This window comes from Methylobacterium sp. FF17, from assembly GCF_025813715.1.
GTDB classification, from domain to species: Bacteria; Pseudomonadota; Alphaproteobacteria; order Rhizobiales; family Beijerinckiaceae; genus Methylobacterium; species Methylobacterium flocculans.
This window is the reverse complement of the sequence record NZ_CP107532.1, coordinates 5,241,226-5,259,100: the sequence shown is the minus strand read 5'-3', so window position 1 is coordinate 5,259,100 and position 17,875 is coordinate 5,241,226. Positions and strand designations below refer to the sequence as shown.

Sequence of the window (17,875 nt, the reverse complement as noted above, 5' to 3'; positions counted from 1 at the left end):
GGGGTTACTCCACGCTCCGTCCGGTGAAGGGATTCCAGCCCTTGGCCGCGAGGACGCCCCAGGCGGTGGCGCCGAGATGCGGCCGGCGGAAGTAGTAGAAGTCCGGTTCCTGGCTCGCCGGCCCGATCGCAATGCCGGTGGTGAGACGATCGACATCGGTGGCGAACAGGAAGCCGGAGGGCGAGACCTGCCCCGCCAGGACCGCGACAAGGTCCTCGGCCCGCGCGCTCCGGCCGAGGGCCCGGAGGGTGAGCGCGGCCTGCGCCGTCCCCTCGACCCAGAGACCGTCCCGATCCTCATTGAAGTCGAAGCCGCCGCGGGTCGCGAGGTGACGTTCGGCGAAGTCGAGCGCCCGCTGCCAGGATCCGGGCGCATCGCTCACCCCGATCAGGGGCCAGAGTTGCGTATCCAGGGCCACATGGGTCGTTGGTTGGAGCTTGCCCTCGGGCGTCGTGCCGAGGCGAAACACGCCCGGTTCCTGCGCATAAACGGCATCGAGGAAGCCGCGTGCCGTCGCGGCGATCCGCGCCGCGTCGGGGCGGCCGTCGAGGCGATGGAGCCAGGCCGCGAGCGCGTGCACATCGAGGTTGTGCTCGGTGGATTTCCACGCCAGCCGCACCTGGCTCGGGTCGAAGCCGTCGACCCCGCCGGAATAGCCCTCGGGTTCGCGGGCATCGGCGGTCTGATCGGCGATCCAGCCGAGCATCCGGCGGGCGCCGGCCCGGTAGCCGGCCTCCGGCGCCGAGGCGTCGAGGGTCAGGAGGGCGAGGGCCGCCCAGGCGACGTTCCCCGTGGCCGTGCCATCCTGGTAGGCGTCCTCGGCCCAGTGCTTCGCTTCGGCGTCCCACCAGCCCGGCAGGGCGAGCGGACCGTCGCCCACCGGGCCGGCGCGATAGGCGTTCCGGACCCGACCGTCCGAGAAGGTCCGATCCCGCACCAGCGCAGCGAGCAACGCGTCGCCGATGCGCCGGGCGCTCTCCACCTCCCCGCAGGCGGTGAGGGCGATCGCCGCCAGGGCGTTGTCGTAGGTAAAGGCCGAGGTGCGCAGGGGCGGCGGCAACGCCGTTTCACCCGGCCCCGGACGGTAGCTCGCCACGAAGACGGGCCCGGTTCCCGTCCCATCCATCGACGCGGAGAGGGACCGACACAGGGTCTGCGCGAGGGGCGACGTCCCCTGCGCGGCTCGAGGGGCTGACGCAGACGCGCCCGCCTCCGCGATCACCGGGGTCGCCGACAGAGCCGCGGCGGCCCAGGACACGCACGCCAACCGTGCGGCACTCCGGATCAATGCGTGTTCCCGGCAGCGTGCTGACGCCGCTCGGCCCGGTTCGCTCGATCGGCTTCCTTCTGGCCGGAGACCCGGGAGACCAGATCCCGGACCCCGGATGACACGGCATCGGCGGCCTGTGTGACGCCGCTCGTGACCGAGGACCAAGCCTGCTTCATCTCCGGCGAGCGCACGCCCCGGCTGACGAGATCGGAGGCTTTCGCAGCCGTGGTGGTGGCGGTCGAGGCCAGAACGCTCCAGGCGGCTTTCGCCTCCGGTCCGTTGAAGCCGGAGGCCATCGCCTTCCAGGCGACGGAGGCCGAGGGAACCCAGCCGTTCTCCCGCGTGATCGTGACCCATTGGCCGACCGAGCAGGGCGTGGTGCGGCGCGCAGCCTGCCCGGGCGAGGCGGTCTCGGCAGCGTCCGGCAGCGCGTTGGGGTCCAGGCTGACGAGCACATACATCTCGCGCCGTTCGGTCTGCGGGAAGGGCACCGCATATTGCTGGTCGGTCTTGTCGCTGGTCTTGGGCAGGATTTCGCTGACCCAGCCGCGCTGGGGAATGGTGCTGCCCGTGGCGGAAATCCGCACCGGCGTTCCGACGGCCAGTTCCTGCGCCTGTCGGTAGGAGAAGATACCGACTGCGAAGGCCTGGTCGCAATCCACCAGCGTGGCGACCGAGTCGCCGGGGTTGACGTGTCGCCCTTCCGCGACGCCGAGGCTGAGAACCACGCCGCCGTTCATCGCCCGCATTTCGGCATCCGCGAGGCTGTCCAGACGCTTGCGTTCGGCGACGAGCAGCGTCTCCTGTGCCTTGAGACTGGCGGCAAGCTGCACTTCTTCGATCCCGAGCCGCTGGGCGTCGAAGGCGAGGTCCCGTCGCTTCTGGGTGAGGACCGCCAGGCTGTTGGATTGATTGCCGACGAAGACGTTCTTCTTCACCGCGCCGAGTTCGGCGAGCTTCTGGTTCAGCTTGGCCGTCTCGGCATCCTTGTCGAAGCGCGCGGCCTCAAGCTTGTGCTGGGTGGGGCGCAGGAGGTCGAGGCTGGCGGTGTTGCGATCCACCATGGCCTGCTGGCGATCGACCACGGCCTTGGTGGATTGTCCCTCGGCATCCGCGGAGGCGACCCGAGCCCGGGCTTCCGCCACCTCACCCTCGAGCTTGGCGACGGTCTGTTCCACTTGGCGACGGATCTCGGCATCGAGGGCCGCGACATAGGCAAGATCGGATTCTTTCTTCTGGCGTGCTGCCAGCAGGGAGCCGCGCAGTTCGTCGACCTTGCCGTCCAAGGTAATCAGGGTCGTACGGTCGATGCGGCCGTTGTGAATGCGCGCCACCGTATCGCCGGACCCGAGGCGCTGCCCGATGCTGGCGGACACCTCGGTCAGCTCTCCCGTGATCGGCGCCGTGAGGAGGCTGATCGGCGCATTGATGACCGCGCGATCCGACTGATCCGCAAGAAGAGGGGGCAGCGTCGCCGTCGTCATGAGCAGGGCCAGGACAGTGGCGACCGAGTAGGCCGAGAGACGGACAACCCGGGTGTGGCCTGCCTTCTGGCCGGATGGCGGAGCGGAGACCGACAGAGATCGCTGCATGGGATTCTCCTTGAGACACGAAGCATCCTTGGCCAGCGCTGACAGATCAGCCGACCGGGGGGAGATGCCAGGGCGAAATTTTGGCAAGATCGATCAGACGGGCATCGCTGCGATGCGCGCTAACGGAGATCGTCTCGAGAGTATCTGTGTCAGAACGTTGCTTGGCGTCAGCACGTCCTTGGCGGGTTTTACGCTAGATGCGCGTTAACGAATTGGCAACCTGCGACAAATATACCGGTACCTGCACTTCATAACTTAAATCGACAAGTATTCATACAGGCGCAACACAGCCTTGAGACCGCTGCCAGATCTCTGGCGGACAATCTCACGCAATGGCGATATTCTTCTAACAATCTCAGCACGGCCTGAGCGACGACTGAGAATTCGCTAGAATTCGATGATTTATATTGCCCTGCGGCGAACCTTGCTCTTCACGTTCGTGTGCGTTGCGAATTGATTACGCAAGCACCGAAGCAATGAACGGCAGCGCAGCAAAAACCGTTCCCTTTAAATTTTCGAGGTCTTTTCGTGGCAAATTTGCGGCAGAGCCGGCAAGCTTACAAACGATAAAACGCGCCGCGCAGCATCCTGAACATAGTCGATCTAAGTAGCAGCCCCGCCTATCAGCGCTGTCCCACCGGACTGACGCGATACGCGAACAGCGCAGTACACTTCATCCTAGACTTGCTACCCGAATTGCGATCCGCAAGCTCACATCCTGCGGCACCTGCGTCGCATTTCGGCGAAAGAGCCACTCTCACAGTTATGGCTCGCAGCGATGTGCCCGCGTCAGATGCCAGGTCCCATCCTCTCAGAGATATATTGATGTCCTTCAATGGGACGCCGGCCGGCATCAACGGGAGGTCATCCTGGACAGAACGGGTCGATATCGATCACAGGATCGCCATCGCAGCACCTCTTCAGCGTCTTCGCAAGCGGTCGTTCTTTGGAAGCCATGCTGGCGTGCTGCCTGAAAATCTTCCCTCCCGCCGGTAGGCTTCTCGGTTATGCGAAGAATCTTATTCTGACACGGAGGAAGCATCGGCACGGGCACCGGCGAGCAACCGAGACTGGCCGCCTCAGTGTCGTCCGCTCACCCGGCCATCCTCAGGCAACCAAACTGTTCGGTCTTCCGCGCCTTGGAATATCCGACCGTCCCGAGGCCGGGGAAGTCGTAAGATCGTATCGCAGCGCGCCGTGATCGCGTATCGCCAGACTTCTTCAGGGATCGAATATGAGTATCCGGTGGATCACCGATATCTGTCGCAAGACCATCACCGTATCGCGCCTAACTGAACAGCATCCCTCGGCGGCGGAACAGGTAAGCGGGCGGATCTGACATGTCGGAGTGTGCCACCAGCGCTATCCTCAACCGTCTCGACCTCAAATCGCTGCGCCTGTTCGCAGCAATCTGCGAGGAGGGGACATTGAACGGCGCCGCACGACGGGAAGCCATCGCGCCCTCCGCCGTCAGCAAGCGTCTGGCTGAACTCGAGCGGGCCCTGGGCTGCGAATTGCTTACCCGGGACCCCAAGGGGATGCGCCCGACGCCCGCCGGCGAGACCCTGCTGCATCACACCCGCCGGATGCTGGCGAGCGCCGAGCAGATCACCCTTGAACTCGCGGAGCACGCCCGGGGCGTACGCGGTTTCGTGCGCGTGCTCGCCAACCTCTCGGCGATCGTGCAGTTCCTGCCCGAGGATCTCCAGGCCTTCCTGGCCGTCCAGGTCAACATCCGGATCGATCTGGAGGAGCGGCCGAGCGGCGGGGTGGTGGCCGGTGTCGAGGAGGGCGTGGCCGACCTCGGCATCTGCGCCGGCAGCACGGACAGCCGCTCGCTGCTGGCCCGTCCCTATCGCGGCGACCGGCTCGTCCTGGTCGTGCCCGCCGGTCATCCGCTGGCCGGACGGGAGGCGATCGCCCTCGCGGAAACCCTCGATCACGACCATGTCGGTCTGCACCGGGAGAGTTCGATCTACGCGGCCCTCCGCGACGAGGCCCGGCGGATCGGGCGCCCCCTGCGCCTGCGCATGCACGTGCCGAGTTTCGATGCCATCTGCCGGATGGCGCAGGTCGGCATGGGTCTCGGCGTCGTCCCCCAGGACGTCCACGCGCTGCTCGGTCCGCAAACGAACCTCGTGGCCGTGCCGCTGACGGATCCCTGGGCCCGGCGAACGCTGAACCTCGTCGTTCGGCCCGGGCCCCTGTCCCCGGCCGCGTCCCTCCTTCTGGACCATCTTCACGCGGCGTCGTAGCGGAATGGTTCCGGTTCGCGTTCTCGTCTGGAGAACGCTCCATGGCGCATTGCGTTTCGACTTCGAGCATCCGGCAGAATATCTCCTCTCCCATAACAAGAGAGGAAACGCCGATGCAAAGCCCTGCCGCCGCTCCGGCCGCCGGCCCCCTCGCTGGAATCCGGGTGCTCGAACTCGGGCAACTCATCGCCGCGCCGTTCGCGACCAAGATCCTGGCCGAGTTCGGCGCCGAGGTGATCAAGGTCGAATCGCCGAAAGACGGCGACCCCTTGCGCACATGGCGTAAGATGCACGAGGGCACCTCGCTCTGGTGGTACCTGCAATCGCGCAACAAGAAGTCGATCGCGGTCAACCTGAAGTCCCCGGACGGCCTCGCACTCGTCAAGGATCTCGCGGCAAGTACCGACGTGGTGGTCGAGAACTTCCGGCCCGGCGGCCTCGAGAAGCTGGGCCTCGGCTGGGATGTGCTCTCAGCCCTCAACCCCAAGCTCATCATGGTGCGCATCTCCGGCTACGGCCAGACGGGTCCCTACCGCGACCGACCCGGCTTCGGCGCCATCGGCGAGTCCATGGGCGGCATCCGCTTCACCACCGGCAGTCCGGACAGCCCGCCCGCCCGCGTCGGCGTGAGTATCGGTGATACCCTGGCCTCGCTCCACGGGGTGATCGGGGCCCTGATGGCCCTCCTGCACGTGCGGACCGGCGGCGGGGCGGGGCAGGTGGTGGACGTTTCGCTCGTGGAGAGCGTGTTCAACGTCATGGAGAGCCTCGTGCCGGAATACGACCTGCTCGGCGAGGTCCGCACGCGCAGCGGCGGCGCCCTTCCGGGCATCACCCCTTCGAACACGTACCCGTCGAAGGACGGCGGCTTCGTCGTCATCGCGGGGAACTCGGATCCGATCTTCCGCCGCCTGATGACCGTCATCGGCCGGCCGGACCTTGCCGAGGATCCCGCTCTGCGCGGGAATGACGGCCGCTCGGCGGTGGCCGCGATGCTCGACGGCGTGATCGGCGACTGGACCGGAGCGCGCAGCGTCGAGGAGGCGCTGGAGGCGCTCGCCGCGGCGGACGTGCCGGCGGGCCGGATCTTCTCGGTGGCCGACATCGTGGCCGATCCGCACTATGCCGCCCGCGACATGATCCTGGACGCCGAGCTTCCCGGCGGCACGCGGGTGAAGATGCCCGGTATCGTCCCGAAGCTCACCGGCACCCCTGGCGCCGTGCGCTGGCAGGGGCCGGCGCTGGGCGCCCATACCGACGCGGTCCTCGCGGATCTGGGCCGGGATGCCGAGACCATCGAACGCCTGCGCCGCGAGGGAGCCATCGGATGAGCGAGACCATGGTGATCCAGGAAGTCGCGACCCGCGACGGATTTCAGATCGAGCCTCGCTACGTCGAGACGGCCGACAAGATCGCCCTGATCGACGCGCTCTCGGCGGCGGGGTTCTCGCGCATCGAGGTCTCGTCCTTCGTGTCGCCAAAGGCCGTGCCCGCCCTTCGCGATGCCGCCGAGGTCTTCGCCGGGATCGCGCGGCGGCCGGGCACGGTCTACGTCGCGCTGGTGCCCAACCCCAGGGGCGCCGAGCGCGCGCTGGCGGCGAAGGTCGACGAGGTCAACCTCGTCGCCTCCGTGAGCGAGACCCACAACCGCGCCAACATGGGCATGACGCCGGACGCCTCGATCGAGGGGTTCGCCCGGATCATGGAGACGGTGCGGGGAGCGGCGATCTCCACCAACGCCACGGTGGCCACCGCCTTCGGCTGTCCGTTCGAGGGCGACCAGAGCGCCGACAAGGTGATGCGCCAGGTCGAGCGCTACCGTGCCCTGGATATCCGGGGCGTGACGCTGGCCGACACCACCGGAATGGCCAACCCGCGTCAGGTCGAGGACCTCGTCGGCCGCGCCCTCTCTATCGTACCGGCCGAGCAGCTGACCCTGCACTTCCACAACACCCGCGGGCTGGGTCTCGCAAACGTGCTCGCCGCTTACCGTGTGGGCGCGCGCCGGTTCGACGCGGCCCTCGGCGGGCTGGGCGGCTGCCCGTTCGCACCCGGCGCCACGGGCAACATCTGCACCGAGGACCTCGTCAGCATGGCGCACGAAATGGGTATCGCGACGGGGCTCGACCTCGACGCCCTGATCGGCCTGTCCCGCGACCTGCCGCGCCTCGTCGGCCACGACGTGCCCGGACAGGTCGCCAAGGCCGGACGTCCCTGCGACCTGCATCCGGTGCCGCAGGCGGCCTGATCCGGCCGCCGAACGGACGCTCTCATCCCGGGGCGCTCCCCCGATCCCAGACCCGGACGGAAGCCCCCGCAAGAAGGGGCTCCGCCCTTCCCGTGGACCGCGACCATCCCGCGCTGTGCGGGGCAGGCCGCCACGGGCCGTCCCATCCCAGGAGGAAACGATGACCGCCACCACGAGCCCGCTTGCGGGCGAGGACGCCGTGACCGAGGCCGGCGTGGTCCGCAAGACCGCGTGGCGGCTGATGCCGCTGATCATGGTCTGCTACATGTTCGCGTTCTTCGATCGGATCAACATCAGCTTCGCCAAGTTCCAGCTACAGAGCGACCTCGGCTTCAGCAACGTCGCCTACGGGCTCGGCGCCAGCATGTTCGTCGTCGGCTACGTCATCTTCGAGGTGCCCTCGAACCTGCTCCTCTATCGCGTCGGCGCCCGCCGTTGGATCGCCCGCATCATGGTCTCCTGGGGCATCGCCACGGCCCTGATGGTCTTCATCAGCACCGAGTGGCACTTCTACGTCCTGCGCTTCATCATCGGCGCCATGGAAGCCGGCTTCGCGCCGGGCATCCTGTACTATCTGACGCTCTGGTTTCCGGCCTCGTTCCGGGGCCGGGTGACCTCGTTCATGTTCGTGGCCTCGGCCTTCTCGGGCATCTTCGGGGCACCCGTGGCGGGCCTGATCCTGGGTGGCCTCAACGGTGTCGCGGGTCTCGCCGGCTGGCAGTGGCTGTTCCTGGCCGGCGGCCTGCCCTGCCTCGTGCTCGGGGCCCTGGTGTTCCTGCGCCTCGACGACCGGGTCGCGGATGCCAAATGGCTCACCCAGGCCGAGAAGGACGTGCTGTCCCGGCAGATCGCCCACCACAATCGCGATATCGGCGATCATTCCCTCTGGGGCGCGATCAAGCAGCCGGGCTTCCTGCTCATCGGGCTGATCTACTTCCTGCTCCAGGTCGGCTCCTACGGCCTCAACTTCTGGGGACCGGACCTGATCAAGACCGCGAGCGGCGGCCAGGCGGCCTCCGTCGGCTTCCTCACCGCAATCCCCTATATCTGCGGCGCCATCAGCATGGTGGTGATCGGGCGCCTCTCCGACGCCTCGGGCGAGCGCCCCAAATTCGTGGCGGGTCTCGCGGTCGCGGCCGCGCTCGGCTTCTTCGCCGCCGGCCTGTTCGACCGCCAGATCGTGCCCCTGATGATCGCGCTGGCACTCCTGGGCTCGGGCATCGTCGCCTCGATCCCGACCTTCTGGACCCTGCCGGCCAAGCTCGTCACCGGCGCAGGCGCGGCCGGCGGCATCGCGCTGATCAATACGCTGGGCCAGTTCGGCGGCATCGTCAGCCCGGTGGCGGTCGGCTGGATCAAGGACCTGACCGGCTCCACGACGCCGGCCCTCTACGGCATCGGCGTGATCTGCCTCATCGCGGCCGGACTCCTGCTCTTCGCGATGCCGGAAAGCCTGCGCCGCAGCGACCGCAAGGTCTGATCCGACGGCCGTCGCGGCGCCTGGCGCCCGTGACGGCCCCTCGACCGGAAGGGCCCGGAGCTCCACTCCGGTGCCCGCGTTTCAGCCTCTCGGATATCGCCTTCGAAAGACGGACCCGCTCCCGTTCACGCTCTGCTGTGGGCGATGAGCCTGCGAATGAAGGCTGCGCAGGTTTCGAGTTCGTCGCGGGTGACATACTCGTCTGCCTTGTGCGCGCGTGCGATGGAGCCCGGGCCGATGACCACGCTCGGCGTCTTGCCCAGCGCCTCGAACAGGCCGGCCTCCGTACCGTAGGAGACCTTCGCGTGGCCGTTGCGGCCGGCGAGCGCCTTGGCCAGGGTGACGATCTCGGTATCCGGATCGGTATCGAGGCCCGGATAGTCGATCAGCGGCTCCACGATCACGCCGCAGGCAGGGTCGACCGCCTGCATCATCGGCGCCAATACGTCCGTGGCATAGGCGATCGCCGCCGCCGCGAGGGCCCCCGCATCGTCCCCACCGATCGCGCGGTACTCGAACTCCACGGAGCAGGTGTCCGGCACGATATTGAGCGCCGAGCCACCACGCACGACGCTCGACAGACCGGTGGTATGGGGCACGTCGTAGAGCGCGTCTCGCCGCCCGTCACGGACGATCGCCTCGGCCGAGAGCCGGACATGCTCGATGAAGCGGGCGGCGTATTCCACCGCATTGACGCCCTGCGGTGCCAACGCCGAGTGGCAGGCGAGGCCCCGGAAGGTGATGCGCGCAGCGGACTTGCCCTTGTGGCCGACGACAACCTCCATCCCGGTCGGCTCGCCGACGAAGCAGCCGCGCGGGCGCAGGCCCCGCTCCAGCATCCGGGCGATGAGCGGCCGGACGCCGAGACAGCCGATCTCCTCGTCGTAGGAAATCGCCAGATGGATCGGCGTCGAGAGTTCGGCCGCCGCCATCGCGGGCAGCGCGGCGAGACAGACGGCGAGGAAGCCCTTCATGTCGGAGGTCCCGCGGCCGTAGAGGCGCCCGGCCTCCTCGCGCAGGACGAAGGGGTCGGACGACCAGGGCTGGCCCTCCGCCGGAACCACGTCGCTGTGGCCCGAGAGCACGTAGCCGGGTTTGGCCGCAGGCCCCATGCTGATCCAGAGGGCCGCCTTCCTGCCGGTGGGGTCCGTCACCCGCTCCACCGCAGCGCCATGCCGGCGGGCGAAGGCGTCCACCCAGTCGATCAAGGGCAGGTTCGAGCGGGCACTCACCGTGTCGAAGGCGACGAGGCTGGCGAGGATCGCCACCGGATCGGGCGACTCCGCTCGTGGCGTGCCATAGGAATTCGTCCAGGTCTGTTGCGTCATGGCCTTCTTCGTCTGCCGGGTGGTGCGGGGCGATCGGAGGGTTCCGGGCGGGTGGCTGCGCCCCGCCCGGAGGGCCCGCCGCCCTGACGCCCGGCGGATCTCGGGAGCCCTGCCCGAAAACATAGCATGCGCTTGAGCGCCCGGGACGGAAGCAATCGCCCGGCCATGCATCGGCCACGGTCCATCCGGGAAGACATCCGGCCCGTGGCGTTGCGGTTTGGCATGATTGACGCTTCCGGTCCGGATCGGCAGACCTTGCTGCCGATGGGCCCAGCTCGGCCCAAACCCAACGTCGTTCAACCCATCCACGGACATCATCGATGACGCAGACGCCCGAGACTGCCCGGCGGACACCCGCCCTGCGCTGGGTTCGTGGCGTGGCCGGCCTTGCCATCTCGGGTGTCGTCGCCCTTGCGGCCGGTGCGGCCCAGGCACGGGACCTGCGGGTCGGCCTGAGCGCGGAGCCGACCTCGATGGACCCGCACTTCCATAACCTCGGGCCCAACAACGCCCTGCGCCGTCACATCTTCGAGTCGCTCGTCGATACGGACGCGCAGATGACGCTCAAGCCATCGCTTGCGCTCTCGTGGACGCCGCGCGACAGCACCACCTGGGAGTTCAAGCTGCGGCCGGGCGTGACGTTCTCCGACGGCACGCCCTTCACGGCGCAGGACGTGATCTACACGTTCTGCCGTGTCCCGTTGGTCGAGAACTCGCCCTCGTCCTTCGCCACCTTCGTGAAACCCTTCACGCGCGTCGAAGCGCCCGATCCGCTCACAGTGGTGGTGACCACCGACGGCCCGCTGCCGCTCCTGCCGACGAATCTCACGGCGCTCGGAATCCTGAGTGCCAAGGCCTCGGGGGCCTCCGGCGCGGTGACCTTCGCCAAGGGCAACTGCACCGGCATGGGGACGCCGCCGCGATCCACCGACTTCGCGGACCCGAAGGTCTCGGTCGGCACCGGCCCCTACCTTCTGCGGGAATACGTGCGCGGCACGCAGATCGTGCTCGCGCCGAACCCGTCGTACTGGGGCGCCAAGGCCGCGTTCGACAAGGTGACGATGAAGCCGATCCCCTCGACCGGCCCCCGGGTCGCGGCCCTGCTCGCCGGCGACGTCGACCTCATCGAGAGCCCGGCGATCCAGGATCTGCCACGGATCGAGGCCGCCGGGTTCACCGTCACCAAGGGGCTGTCGAACCGCATCATCTACGTCCATCTCGACCAGTTCGACGGGCCGGACTGGAAGACCCCGACGATCAAGGGCAGCGACAGGAACCCCTTGCGCGACGTGCGCGTGCGGGAGGCCCTCTCCAAGGCCATCGACCGCAAGGCCATCGTCGAGCGGGTGATGGGCGGTGTGGCACAGGCGGCGGGCGAAGTGCTGCCCTATCCGCTCTCGGGCACGACCAAGGACTTCCCGATCGTTCCCTACGATCCGAAGGCGGCCAAGGACCTGCTTGCGCAGGCCGGTTATCCGAACGGGTTCGAGATCACCCTCGGCACGCCCAACGACCGCTACATCAACGACGAGAAGGTGGCGCAGGTCATCGCGCAGATGTGGACCCGCATCGGCGTGAAGACCGGCATCGACGCCTCCACGGCATCGACCTTCTTCACCCGGCGCAACAAGTTCGAGTTCTCGGCCTACCTCTCCGGCTGGGGGGCGGATTCGGGCGATATGTCGAACTCGCTCAATTCCCTGCTGCTGTGCTTCGACCCGGCCAAGGGGCTCGGTTTCACCAATCGCGGGCGCTACTGCAACCGGGAGGTCGACCGGCTGACGGTCGAGGCGATGGCGACCTTCGACGAGGCGAAGCGCGAGGGCTTGCTCCGGCAGGCCTCGGCATTGGCCATGAAGGACTACCCGCTGATCCCGCTGCACTTCGAGGTGACGCCCTGGGCGACCGCCAAGGGCCTGCGCTACGCACCGCGCATCGATCAGTACACCCTGGTGATGAACGTGGAGTTGGCCAAGTGACGGGCGGCCAAGTGACGGGCGGCCACCGGGAGCGGCCCCGCGCGTGCTGACCTACCTCATCCAGCGCTTCGGGCAGGCGTTGCTGACCGTCGCCGCCATGGCGACCCTGGTGTTCCTCGGCGTCTACGCCATCGCCGACCCGATCGACGTGCTGGCCGCGCCGGACGCGACGCCGGACGAACGGGCTGCGATCAGCCAGCGCCTCGGCCTCGACCGGCCCCTGTGGATGCAGTTCGCCACCTTCGTCTGGCGCGCGCTGCACGGAGATCTCGGCCGCTCGTTCGTCTACAACGAGCCGGCCTTCACGGTGATCCTGCAGCGGCTGCCCGCGACCCTGGAACTCGCCTTCACCGCCCTCTTCATCGCGGTGGCCATCGGCCTGCCCCTCGGGCTCTGGGCGGGCCTGCGCGCGGAGAAGCCCACGGACAAGGCGATCATGGGCGGCTCCATCCTCGCCTTCTCCCTGCCGAACTTCTGGCAAGGCCTGATGCTGGTCCTGATCTTCTCCGTGACGCTGGGCTGGCTGCCGGCCGGTGGACGCGGCGAGACCGTCCGGGTGCTGGGGCTCGACCTCGGCTTCCTCACCCTCGACGGACTGCGCCACCTGATCCTGCCGGCGATGAACCTCGCCCTGTTCAAGCTCGCGGTCGTGATCCGCCTCTCCCGGGCCGGAACCCGCGAGGCGATGCTGCAGGATTACGTGCGCTTCGCCCGCGCCAAGGGCCTGCGACCGGCTCGCATCGTCGGCGTGCACGTCCTCAAGAACATCCTGCTGCCCGTGGTCACGGTGATCGGTCTGGAATTCGGCTCGATGATCGCCTTCGCGGTGGTCACCGAGACGGTGTTCGCGTGGCCCGGCATCGGCAAGCTACTGATCGATTCGATCAACCGCCTCGACCGGCCGGTGATCGTCGCCTACCTCATGCTGACGGTCTGCCTCTTCGTGCTGATCAACTTCGTCATCGACCTGATCTACGCCGCCCTCGACCCCCGGGTGCGCCTCGCGGAGGCGAACACATGACGGCCTCCGTCACGCCAGCCGCCGCTCTCGGAGGAGAGCCGGTTCCGCACCGGGCCGACCCCGTCTGGCGTGCCCACGCCCGCGCGTTCTTCCGCTCCCCCGCGGCCGGCATCGGCCTCTTCGTGCTGGTGGCGGTCGGGCTGATGGCGGTCCTGGCGCCCTGGATCACGCCGCAGAACCCCTACGACCTCGCGAGCCTCGACGTGATGGACGGCACGCAGCCGCCCGGCAGCCAGAGCTTCGCCGGGCTGACGTACTGGCTCGGAACCGACGCCCAGGGGCGCGACATGCTCTCGGCCATCGTCTACGGACTGCGCGTCTCGCTCATCGTCAGCCTGTCGGCGACACTCATCGCCGCGTCCCTCGGCTCCTGCATCGGCGTGCTCGCGGCCAATGCGGGCGGGCGGCTGGACGCCGTGCTCATGCGCCTCGTCGACCTGCAGCTCTCGTTTCCGGCGATCCTAATCGCCCTGGTGCTGCTCGCCGCCTTCGGGCGGGGAATCGACAAGGTCGTGATCGCCCTGGTGGCGGTGCAGTGGGCCTATTACGCCCGGGCGATCCGCGCCCAGGCCCTGGTGGAACGGCGCCGGGAATACATGGAAGCGGCCCGGGCTCTGGCCCTCCCGCGCACCAGCCTGATCTTCCGGCATCTCCTGCCGAATTGCCTGGCTCCGGTCATCGTGGTGGCGACCATGCAGGTGGCGCACGCCATCGCGCTCGAGGCCACGCTCTCCTTCCTCGGCGTCGGCGTGCCGGTGACCGAACCCTCCCTGGGGCTCCTCATTAAGAACGGCTACGATTACATGCTCTCGGGCAAGTACTGGATTTCGACCTTCCCGGGGCTCGCCCTCGTGGCGGTCATCGTGGCGATCAACCTCGTGGGGGACCGCCTGCGCGACGTGCTCAATCCCAGGCTCTCCGCGTGAGCGCGGCGGACCGGACGCCCTCGACCGTCGCGCCCGTCCTCGCCGTCGAGAACCTTCAGGTCGCCTTCCGAGCCGGAGGCCGGGAGCACCTCGCGGTTCAGGGACTGGATCTGTCCGTGTCCCGCGGCGAGGTGGTCGGACTCGTCGGCGAATCCGGCTCGGGAAAGTCCGTGACCGGGCTTGCCCTCATGGGCCTGATCGATCCGCCGGGCCGGGTCGCCGGAGGGCGGATCGTCTTCGAAGGCCGCGACCTCATGGGCCTGCCCGAATCCGAGCTTCGGCGCCTGCGCGGGGCACGCATGGCGATGATCTTCCAGGATCCGATGACCACCCTGAACCCGGTGCTCCGGGTCGAAACCCAGATCGTCGAGGCGATCACCGCCCACGAGCGGGTCTCGGCCAAGGCGGCCCGCGCCCGCGCCCGCGAGGCGCTGGTGCGGGTCGGCATCCCCGCGCCCGACGAGCGCCTCGGCGCGTACCCGCACCAACTCTCCGGCGGCATGCGCCAGCGGATTGCCATCGCCATCGCGCTGCTGCATCGCCCCGCGCTCCTCATCGCGGACGAACCCACCACCGCGCTCGACGTGACGATCCAGGCCCAGATCCTGGCGGAGGCACAGGATCTCTGCGCCGAGATGGGCACCGCGCTGATCTGGATCACCCACGACCTCGCGGTGGTCGCCGGTCTCGCCGACCGGCTCCTCGTGATGTACGCGGGCCGGGTGGTGGAGGCCGGGCCGGTGGCCGCGGTGGTGGAGGCGCCGCTCCATCCCTACAGCGCCGGACTCATCGGCGCGGCCCCGAGCCGCAACGAACGCGGCGCCCGACTGGCGCAGATCCCCGGCCTTGCCCCGCCGCTGGACCAGCGCCCGCCGGGCTGCGCCTTCGCGCCCCGCTGCTTCAACGTCCGGCCCGACTGCACGGAGCCGCCGCCCCTGGTCCGCCGGTCGGGCCGGGAGGCCCTCTGCCGATATCCTCTCAGCGAGACCGTCGTCGCGTGAGTTCCCTCGTCACCTTGGAATCCGTGTCGAAGCGCTTCGGCACCACACCCTCCCTCTCCGCCCGCATCGCCGGCCTGCTCGGCGAGCGTCGCCGGCCTGCCAGCGTCCAGGCGGTCTCGAATATCGACATGCGGGTGGAGGCCGGCGAGGTCGTCGGACTCGTCGGAGAATCCGGCTGCGGCAAGTCCACGCTCGCCCGCCTCGTGGCCGGGCTCCACGAGCCGAGCGACGGACGGGTGCTGCGCGCGGGGGTGGACTTGGCCCGAATGACGCCGGGCGAGCGCCGCGCCGCCCAGCTGAGCGTACAGATGGTGTTTCAGGACGCCACCGCCTCCCTCAATCCACGCATGCGCGTTCTCGACATCGTCGGCGAGGCGCCGGTCGCCCATGGCCTCGTGAGTGCCAGGGCCAAGCGGGACTACGTCGCCGACCTCCTCGCGCGGGTGAGCCTCGGGGCGGACGCGATGGCCCGCTTCCCCCATCAGTTCTCGGGAGGCCAGCGGGCCCGGATCGGCATCGCCCGGGCGCTGGCGGTGCGGCCGAAGATGCTCGTCCTCGACGAGTCCGTTGCGGCCCTCGACGTCTCCATCCAGGCCCAGGTGCTCAATCTCTTCCTCGACCTGCGTCGCGACCTCCGGCTGACCTACCTGTTCGTCAGTCACGATCTCGGGGTGATCGAGCACGTGGCGACGCGGGTGCTGGTGATGTATCTCGGCCGCATCGTCGAGGAGGCGCCGGCGGAGGCCCTGTTCGCCGCCCCGGCCCATCCCTACACGATCAGCCTGCTCGCGCAGACGCCCCGGCTCGTGCCCGGCAAGCGCCGGTTCCAGGGCCTCGCCGGCGAGCCTCCCTCGCCCCTGGCTCCCCCGCCGGGCTGCGCCTTCCATCCGCGCTGCGCCCATGCTGTCGCGCGCTGCCGGGCGGAGCGACCGGAGCTACGCAGCCTCGACAATGAACGCCGGGTCGCCTGCCACCGGGATCGATCTGAGTTCGGATAAGCCCCGCGCTCGAGCGACGCGTTCGGCGGTGCCGTCCGCCCGCCGAACGTTTCTTCTCAGCCGGCGACCATCGGGCAGTTCTCGAAACGGGATGTCAGATCGGCGGGACGTGCCGAAGCGATCCGGGGTGGGGCTGACGGGTCCGAGGCGGAGCGGAGATGGCCGGCCATCCGACCCAGCTGGCACGGATAATGTATGCAATTCGAGACGCGACGATCGCTCCGCCGCCGGGCCGACGGCCCAGCGGCGGGGCCGCCCGATCCACGTCCACTCAAGGAAGCTTGATGCTGCGTCTGTTCGCTGCCTGCCTCGTCGCGGGCGCCGTTTCGCTCGCCCCCGTCCAAGCCCAGACCCTCCGCTTCGGATTGATGGAGGACCCCGACGCCCTCGATCCGAGCCTCGCCCGCACCTTCACCAGCCGAATGGTCTTCGCCGCTCTGTGCGACAAGCTCGTGGATATCGGCCCCGACCTGAAGCCCGTGCCGCAACTCGCGACAAGTTGGAGCCTTTCGGAGGACGAGAAAACCCTCACCATGACCCTGCGGCCGGGCGTGCTGTTCCATGACGGCGAGACGCTCGACGCGGCGGCGGCCAAGTACAGCATCGAGCGGCACCTGAAGCTCCCCGGCTCCCAGCGACGCGGCGAGATCGCGCCCATCGACCGGGTCGAGGTCGTTGACGACCTGACGTTCCGAATCATCCTCAAGACCCCGTTCGCGCCCCTCATGGCCCAGTTCACGGACCGGGCCGGCATGATGGTCTCGCCGAAGGCCGCCGAGCGGCTGGGCGACAAGTTCTCCACCTCTCCCGTCTGCGCCGGCCCGTTCAAGTTCGTCGAGCGCGTGCCTCAGGATCGCATCGTGGTCGAGCGCTTCGACAATTACTGGAACAAGGACCAGATCCACCTCGCGCGCATCGAGTTCCGCCCGATTCCCGATGGCACCGTGCGGCTGACCAACCTGCGCGCCGGCCAGCTCGACCTGCTGGAGCGCCTCACTCCCACCGACCTGCCGCAGGTGAGCCGCGACCCCAAGCTGAAGGTCGGCTCCACCTACGAGCTCGGCTTCCAGTCCATCGTCCTCAATCCGAACAGGGCCGGTTCGGCCCTCGCCGATCCGCGCGTGCGGGCGGCCTTCGATCTGGCCATCGACCGCAACGCCCTCAATCAGGTGGTGTTCAGCGGCGAGTTCCTGCCCGGCAACCAGTGGGTCTCCCCGAAGCACCCGGCCTACGTGAAGGAGTATCCGCTCCCGAAGCGGGATGTCGCCAAGGCCAAGGCGCTCCTGGCCGAGGCCGGGATCCCGAAGCCCAGCGTCACCCTGACCGTCTACGCCAACAACGAGGCGCCCCAGGTCGGCCAGGTGATCCAGGCGATGACGCGGGAAGCCGGCTTCGACGTAAAGCTCCAGGCCACCGACTTCACCACCGCGCTCGATGCCGCCGACAAGGGCAACTTCGACGCCTACCTGTATTCGTGGAGCGGCCGCCCGGACCCGGACGGCAACACCTTCAGCTTCCTCGCCTGCAAGACACCGCTGAACTACGCCCGCTACTGCGATCCGGAGGCGGATGCCGCGCTGGCCTCCGAGCGGGCGGCAGTGGACCCCGTGCAGCGCGCCACGGCCTGGAAGCGCCTGGCTGACAAGGTGATGGCCGACCGGCCGCTGATCTATCTGTTTCACCGGAAGCTGTTCTGGGCCTACGGCACGAAGCTGTCCGGCTTCACGCCCTATCCCGACGGCCTCGTGCGCTTCGGCGGCCTGAAACTGAACTGAGG

Annotated in this window: 13 protein-coding genes; 10 read left to right on the top strand and 3 right to left on the bottom strand. The window is 68.5% G+C overall.

What is annotated here, in order from left to right:
- Positions 1–4 precede the first annotated feature (4 nt).
- Together OF380_RS25155 and OF380_RS25150 are read right to left on the bottom strand one after the other, a co-directional pair.
- Positions 5–1,219: a hypothetical protein gene (locus tag OF380_RS25155; RefSeq protein ID WP_404810630.1), complete on the bottom strand. Its 1,215-nt coding sequence runs from the start codon at positions 1,217–1,219 to the stop codon at positions 5–7.
- 65 nt (positions 1,220–1,284) lie between these two features.
- The gene (locus OF380_RS25150; protein WP_264048354.1) at positions 1,285–2,862 is read right to left on the bottom strand and encodes an HlyD family efflux transporter periplasmic adaptor subunit; all 1,578 of its coding nucleotides are present in this window, start codon (positions 2,860–2,862) and stop codon (positions 1,285–1,287) included.
- Positions 2,863–4,202: 1,340 nt separating this feature from the next.
- Here OF380_RS25150 and OF380_RS25145 point away from each other — a divergent pair.
- The 4 genes from OF380_RS25145 to OF380_RS25130 all read left to right on the top strand — a co-directional run bounded on the left by OF380_RS25145 (position 4,203) and on the right by OF380_RS25130 (position 8,845).
- The gene (locus OF380_RS25145; protein ID WP_264048353.1) at positions 4,203–5,117 is read left to right on the top strand and encodes a LysR family transcriptional regulator; all 915 of its coding nucleotides are present in this window, start codon (positions 4,203–4,205) and stop codon (positions 5,115–5,117) included.
- 113 nt (positions 5,118–5,230) lie between these two features.
- The gene (locus tag OF380_RS25140; protein WP_264048352.1) at positions 5,231–6,448 is read left to right on the top strand and encodes a CaiB/BaiF CoA transferase family protein; all 1,218 of its coding nucleotides are present in this window, start codon (positions 5,231–5,233) and stop codon (positions 6,446–6,448) included.
- A complete protein-coding gene (locus OF380_RS25135) occupies positions 6,445–7,365 on the top strand; it encodes a hydroxymethylglutaryl-CoA lyase (protein WP_264048351.1) in 921 nt (306 codons plus the stop codon). The genes OF380_RS25140 and OF380_RS25135 overlap by 4 nt, the downstream gene beginning before the upstream one ends.
- Before the next feature lie 160 nt (positions 7,366–7,525).
- Positions 7,526–8,845, top strand: coding sequence for an MFS transporter (locus tag OF380_RS25130; RefSeq protein WP_264048350.1), 1,320 nt, complete (start codon positions 7,526–7,528; stop codon positions 8,843–8,845).
- A gap of 125 nt (positions 8,846–8,970) precedes the next feature.
- Here the strand turns inward: OF380_RS25130 and argE are convergent, their stop codons facing one another.
- Complete coding sequence (argE, locus tag OF380_RS25125; RefSeq protein WP_264048349.1) at positions 8,971–10,173, bottom strand: acetylornithine deacetylase; 1,203 nt, start codon at positions 10,171–10,173, stop codon at positions 8,971–8,973.
- 320 nt (positions 10,174–10,493) lie between these two features.
- On the opposite strand from argE, the gene OF380_RS25120 reads away from it, so the two are divergent.
- The 6 genes from OF380_RS25120 to OF380_RS25095 all read left to right on the top strand — a co-directional run bounded on the left by OF380_RS25120 (position 10,494) and on the right by OF380_RS25095 (position 17,873).
- Positions 10,494–12,152: an ABC transporter substrate-binding protein gene (locus OF380_RS25120; protein ID WP_264048348.1), complete on the top strand. Its 1,659-nt coding sequence runs from the start codon at positions 10,494–10,496 to the stop codon at positions 12,150–12,152.
- 43 nt (positions 12,153–12,195) lie between these two features.
- Complete coding sequence (locus OF380_RS25115) at positions 12,196–13,173, top strand: ABC transporter permease (protein ID WP_264048347.1); 978 nt, start codon at positions 12,196–12,198, stop codon at positions 13,171–13,173.
- Positions 13,170–14,099 carry an ABC transporter permease gene (locus OF380_RS25110; RefSeq protein WP_264048346.1) on the top strand — a complete coding sequence of 310 codons (930 nt, stop codon included), beginning with the start codon at positions 13,170–13,172 and terminating at the stop codon, positions 14,097–14,099. The genes OF380_RS25115 and OF380_RS25110 overlap by 4 nt, the downstream gene beginning before the upstream one ends.
- The gene (locus tag OF380_RS25105; protein ID WP_264048345.1) at positions 14,096–15,100 is read left to right on the top strand and encodes an ABC transporter ATP-binding protein; all 1,005 of its coding nucleotides are present in this window, start codon (positions 14,096–14,098) and stop codon (positions 15,098–15,100) included. Before OF380_RS25110 ends, OF380_RS25105 begins: the two co-directional genes overlap by 4 nt.
- A complete protein-coding gene (locus OF380_RS25100) occupies positions 15,097–16,098 on the top strand; it encodes an ABC transporter ATP-binding protein (RefSeq protein ID WP_264048344.1) in 1,002 nt (333 codons plus the stop codon). Before OF380_RS25105 ends, OF380_RS25100 begins: the two co-directional genes overlap by 4 nt.
- 284 nt (positions 16,099–16,382) lie before the next feature.
- Positions 16,383–17,873, top strand: a complete 1,491-nt coding sequence (locus OF380_RS25095) for an ABC transporter substrate-binding protein (RefSeq protein WP_264048343.1) — start codon at positions 16,383–16,385, stop codon at positions 17,871–17,873.
- Positions 17,874–17,875 lie beyond the last annotated feature (2 nt).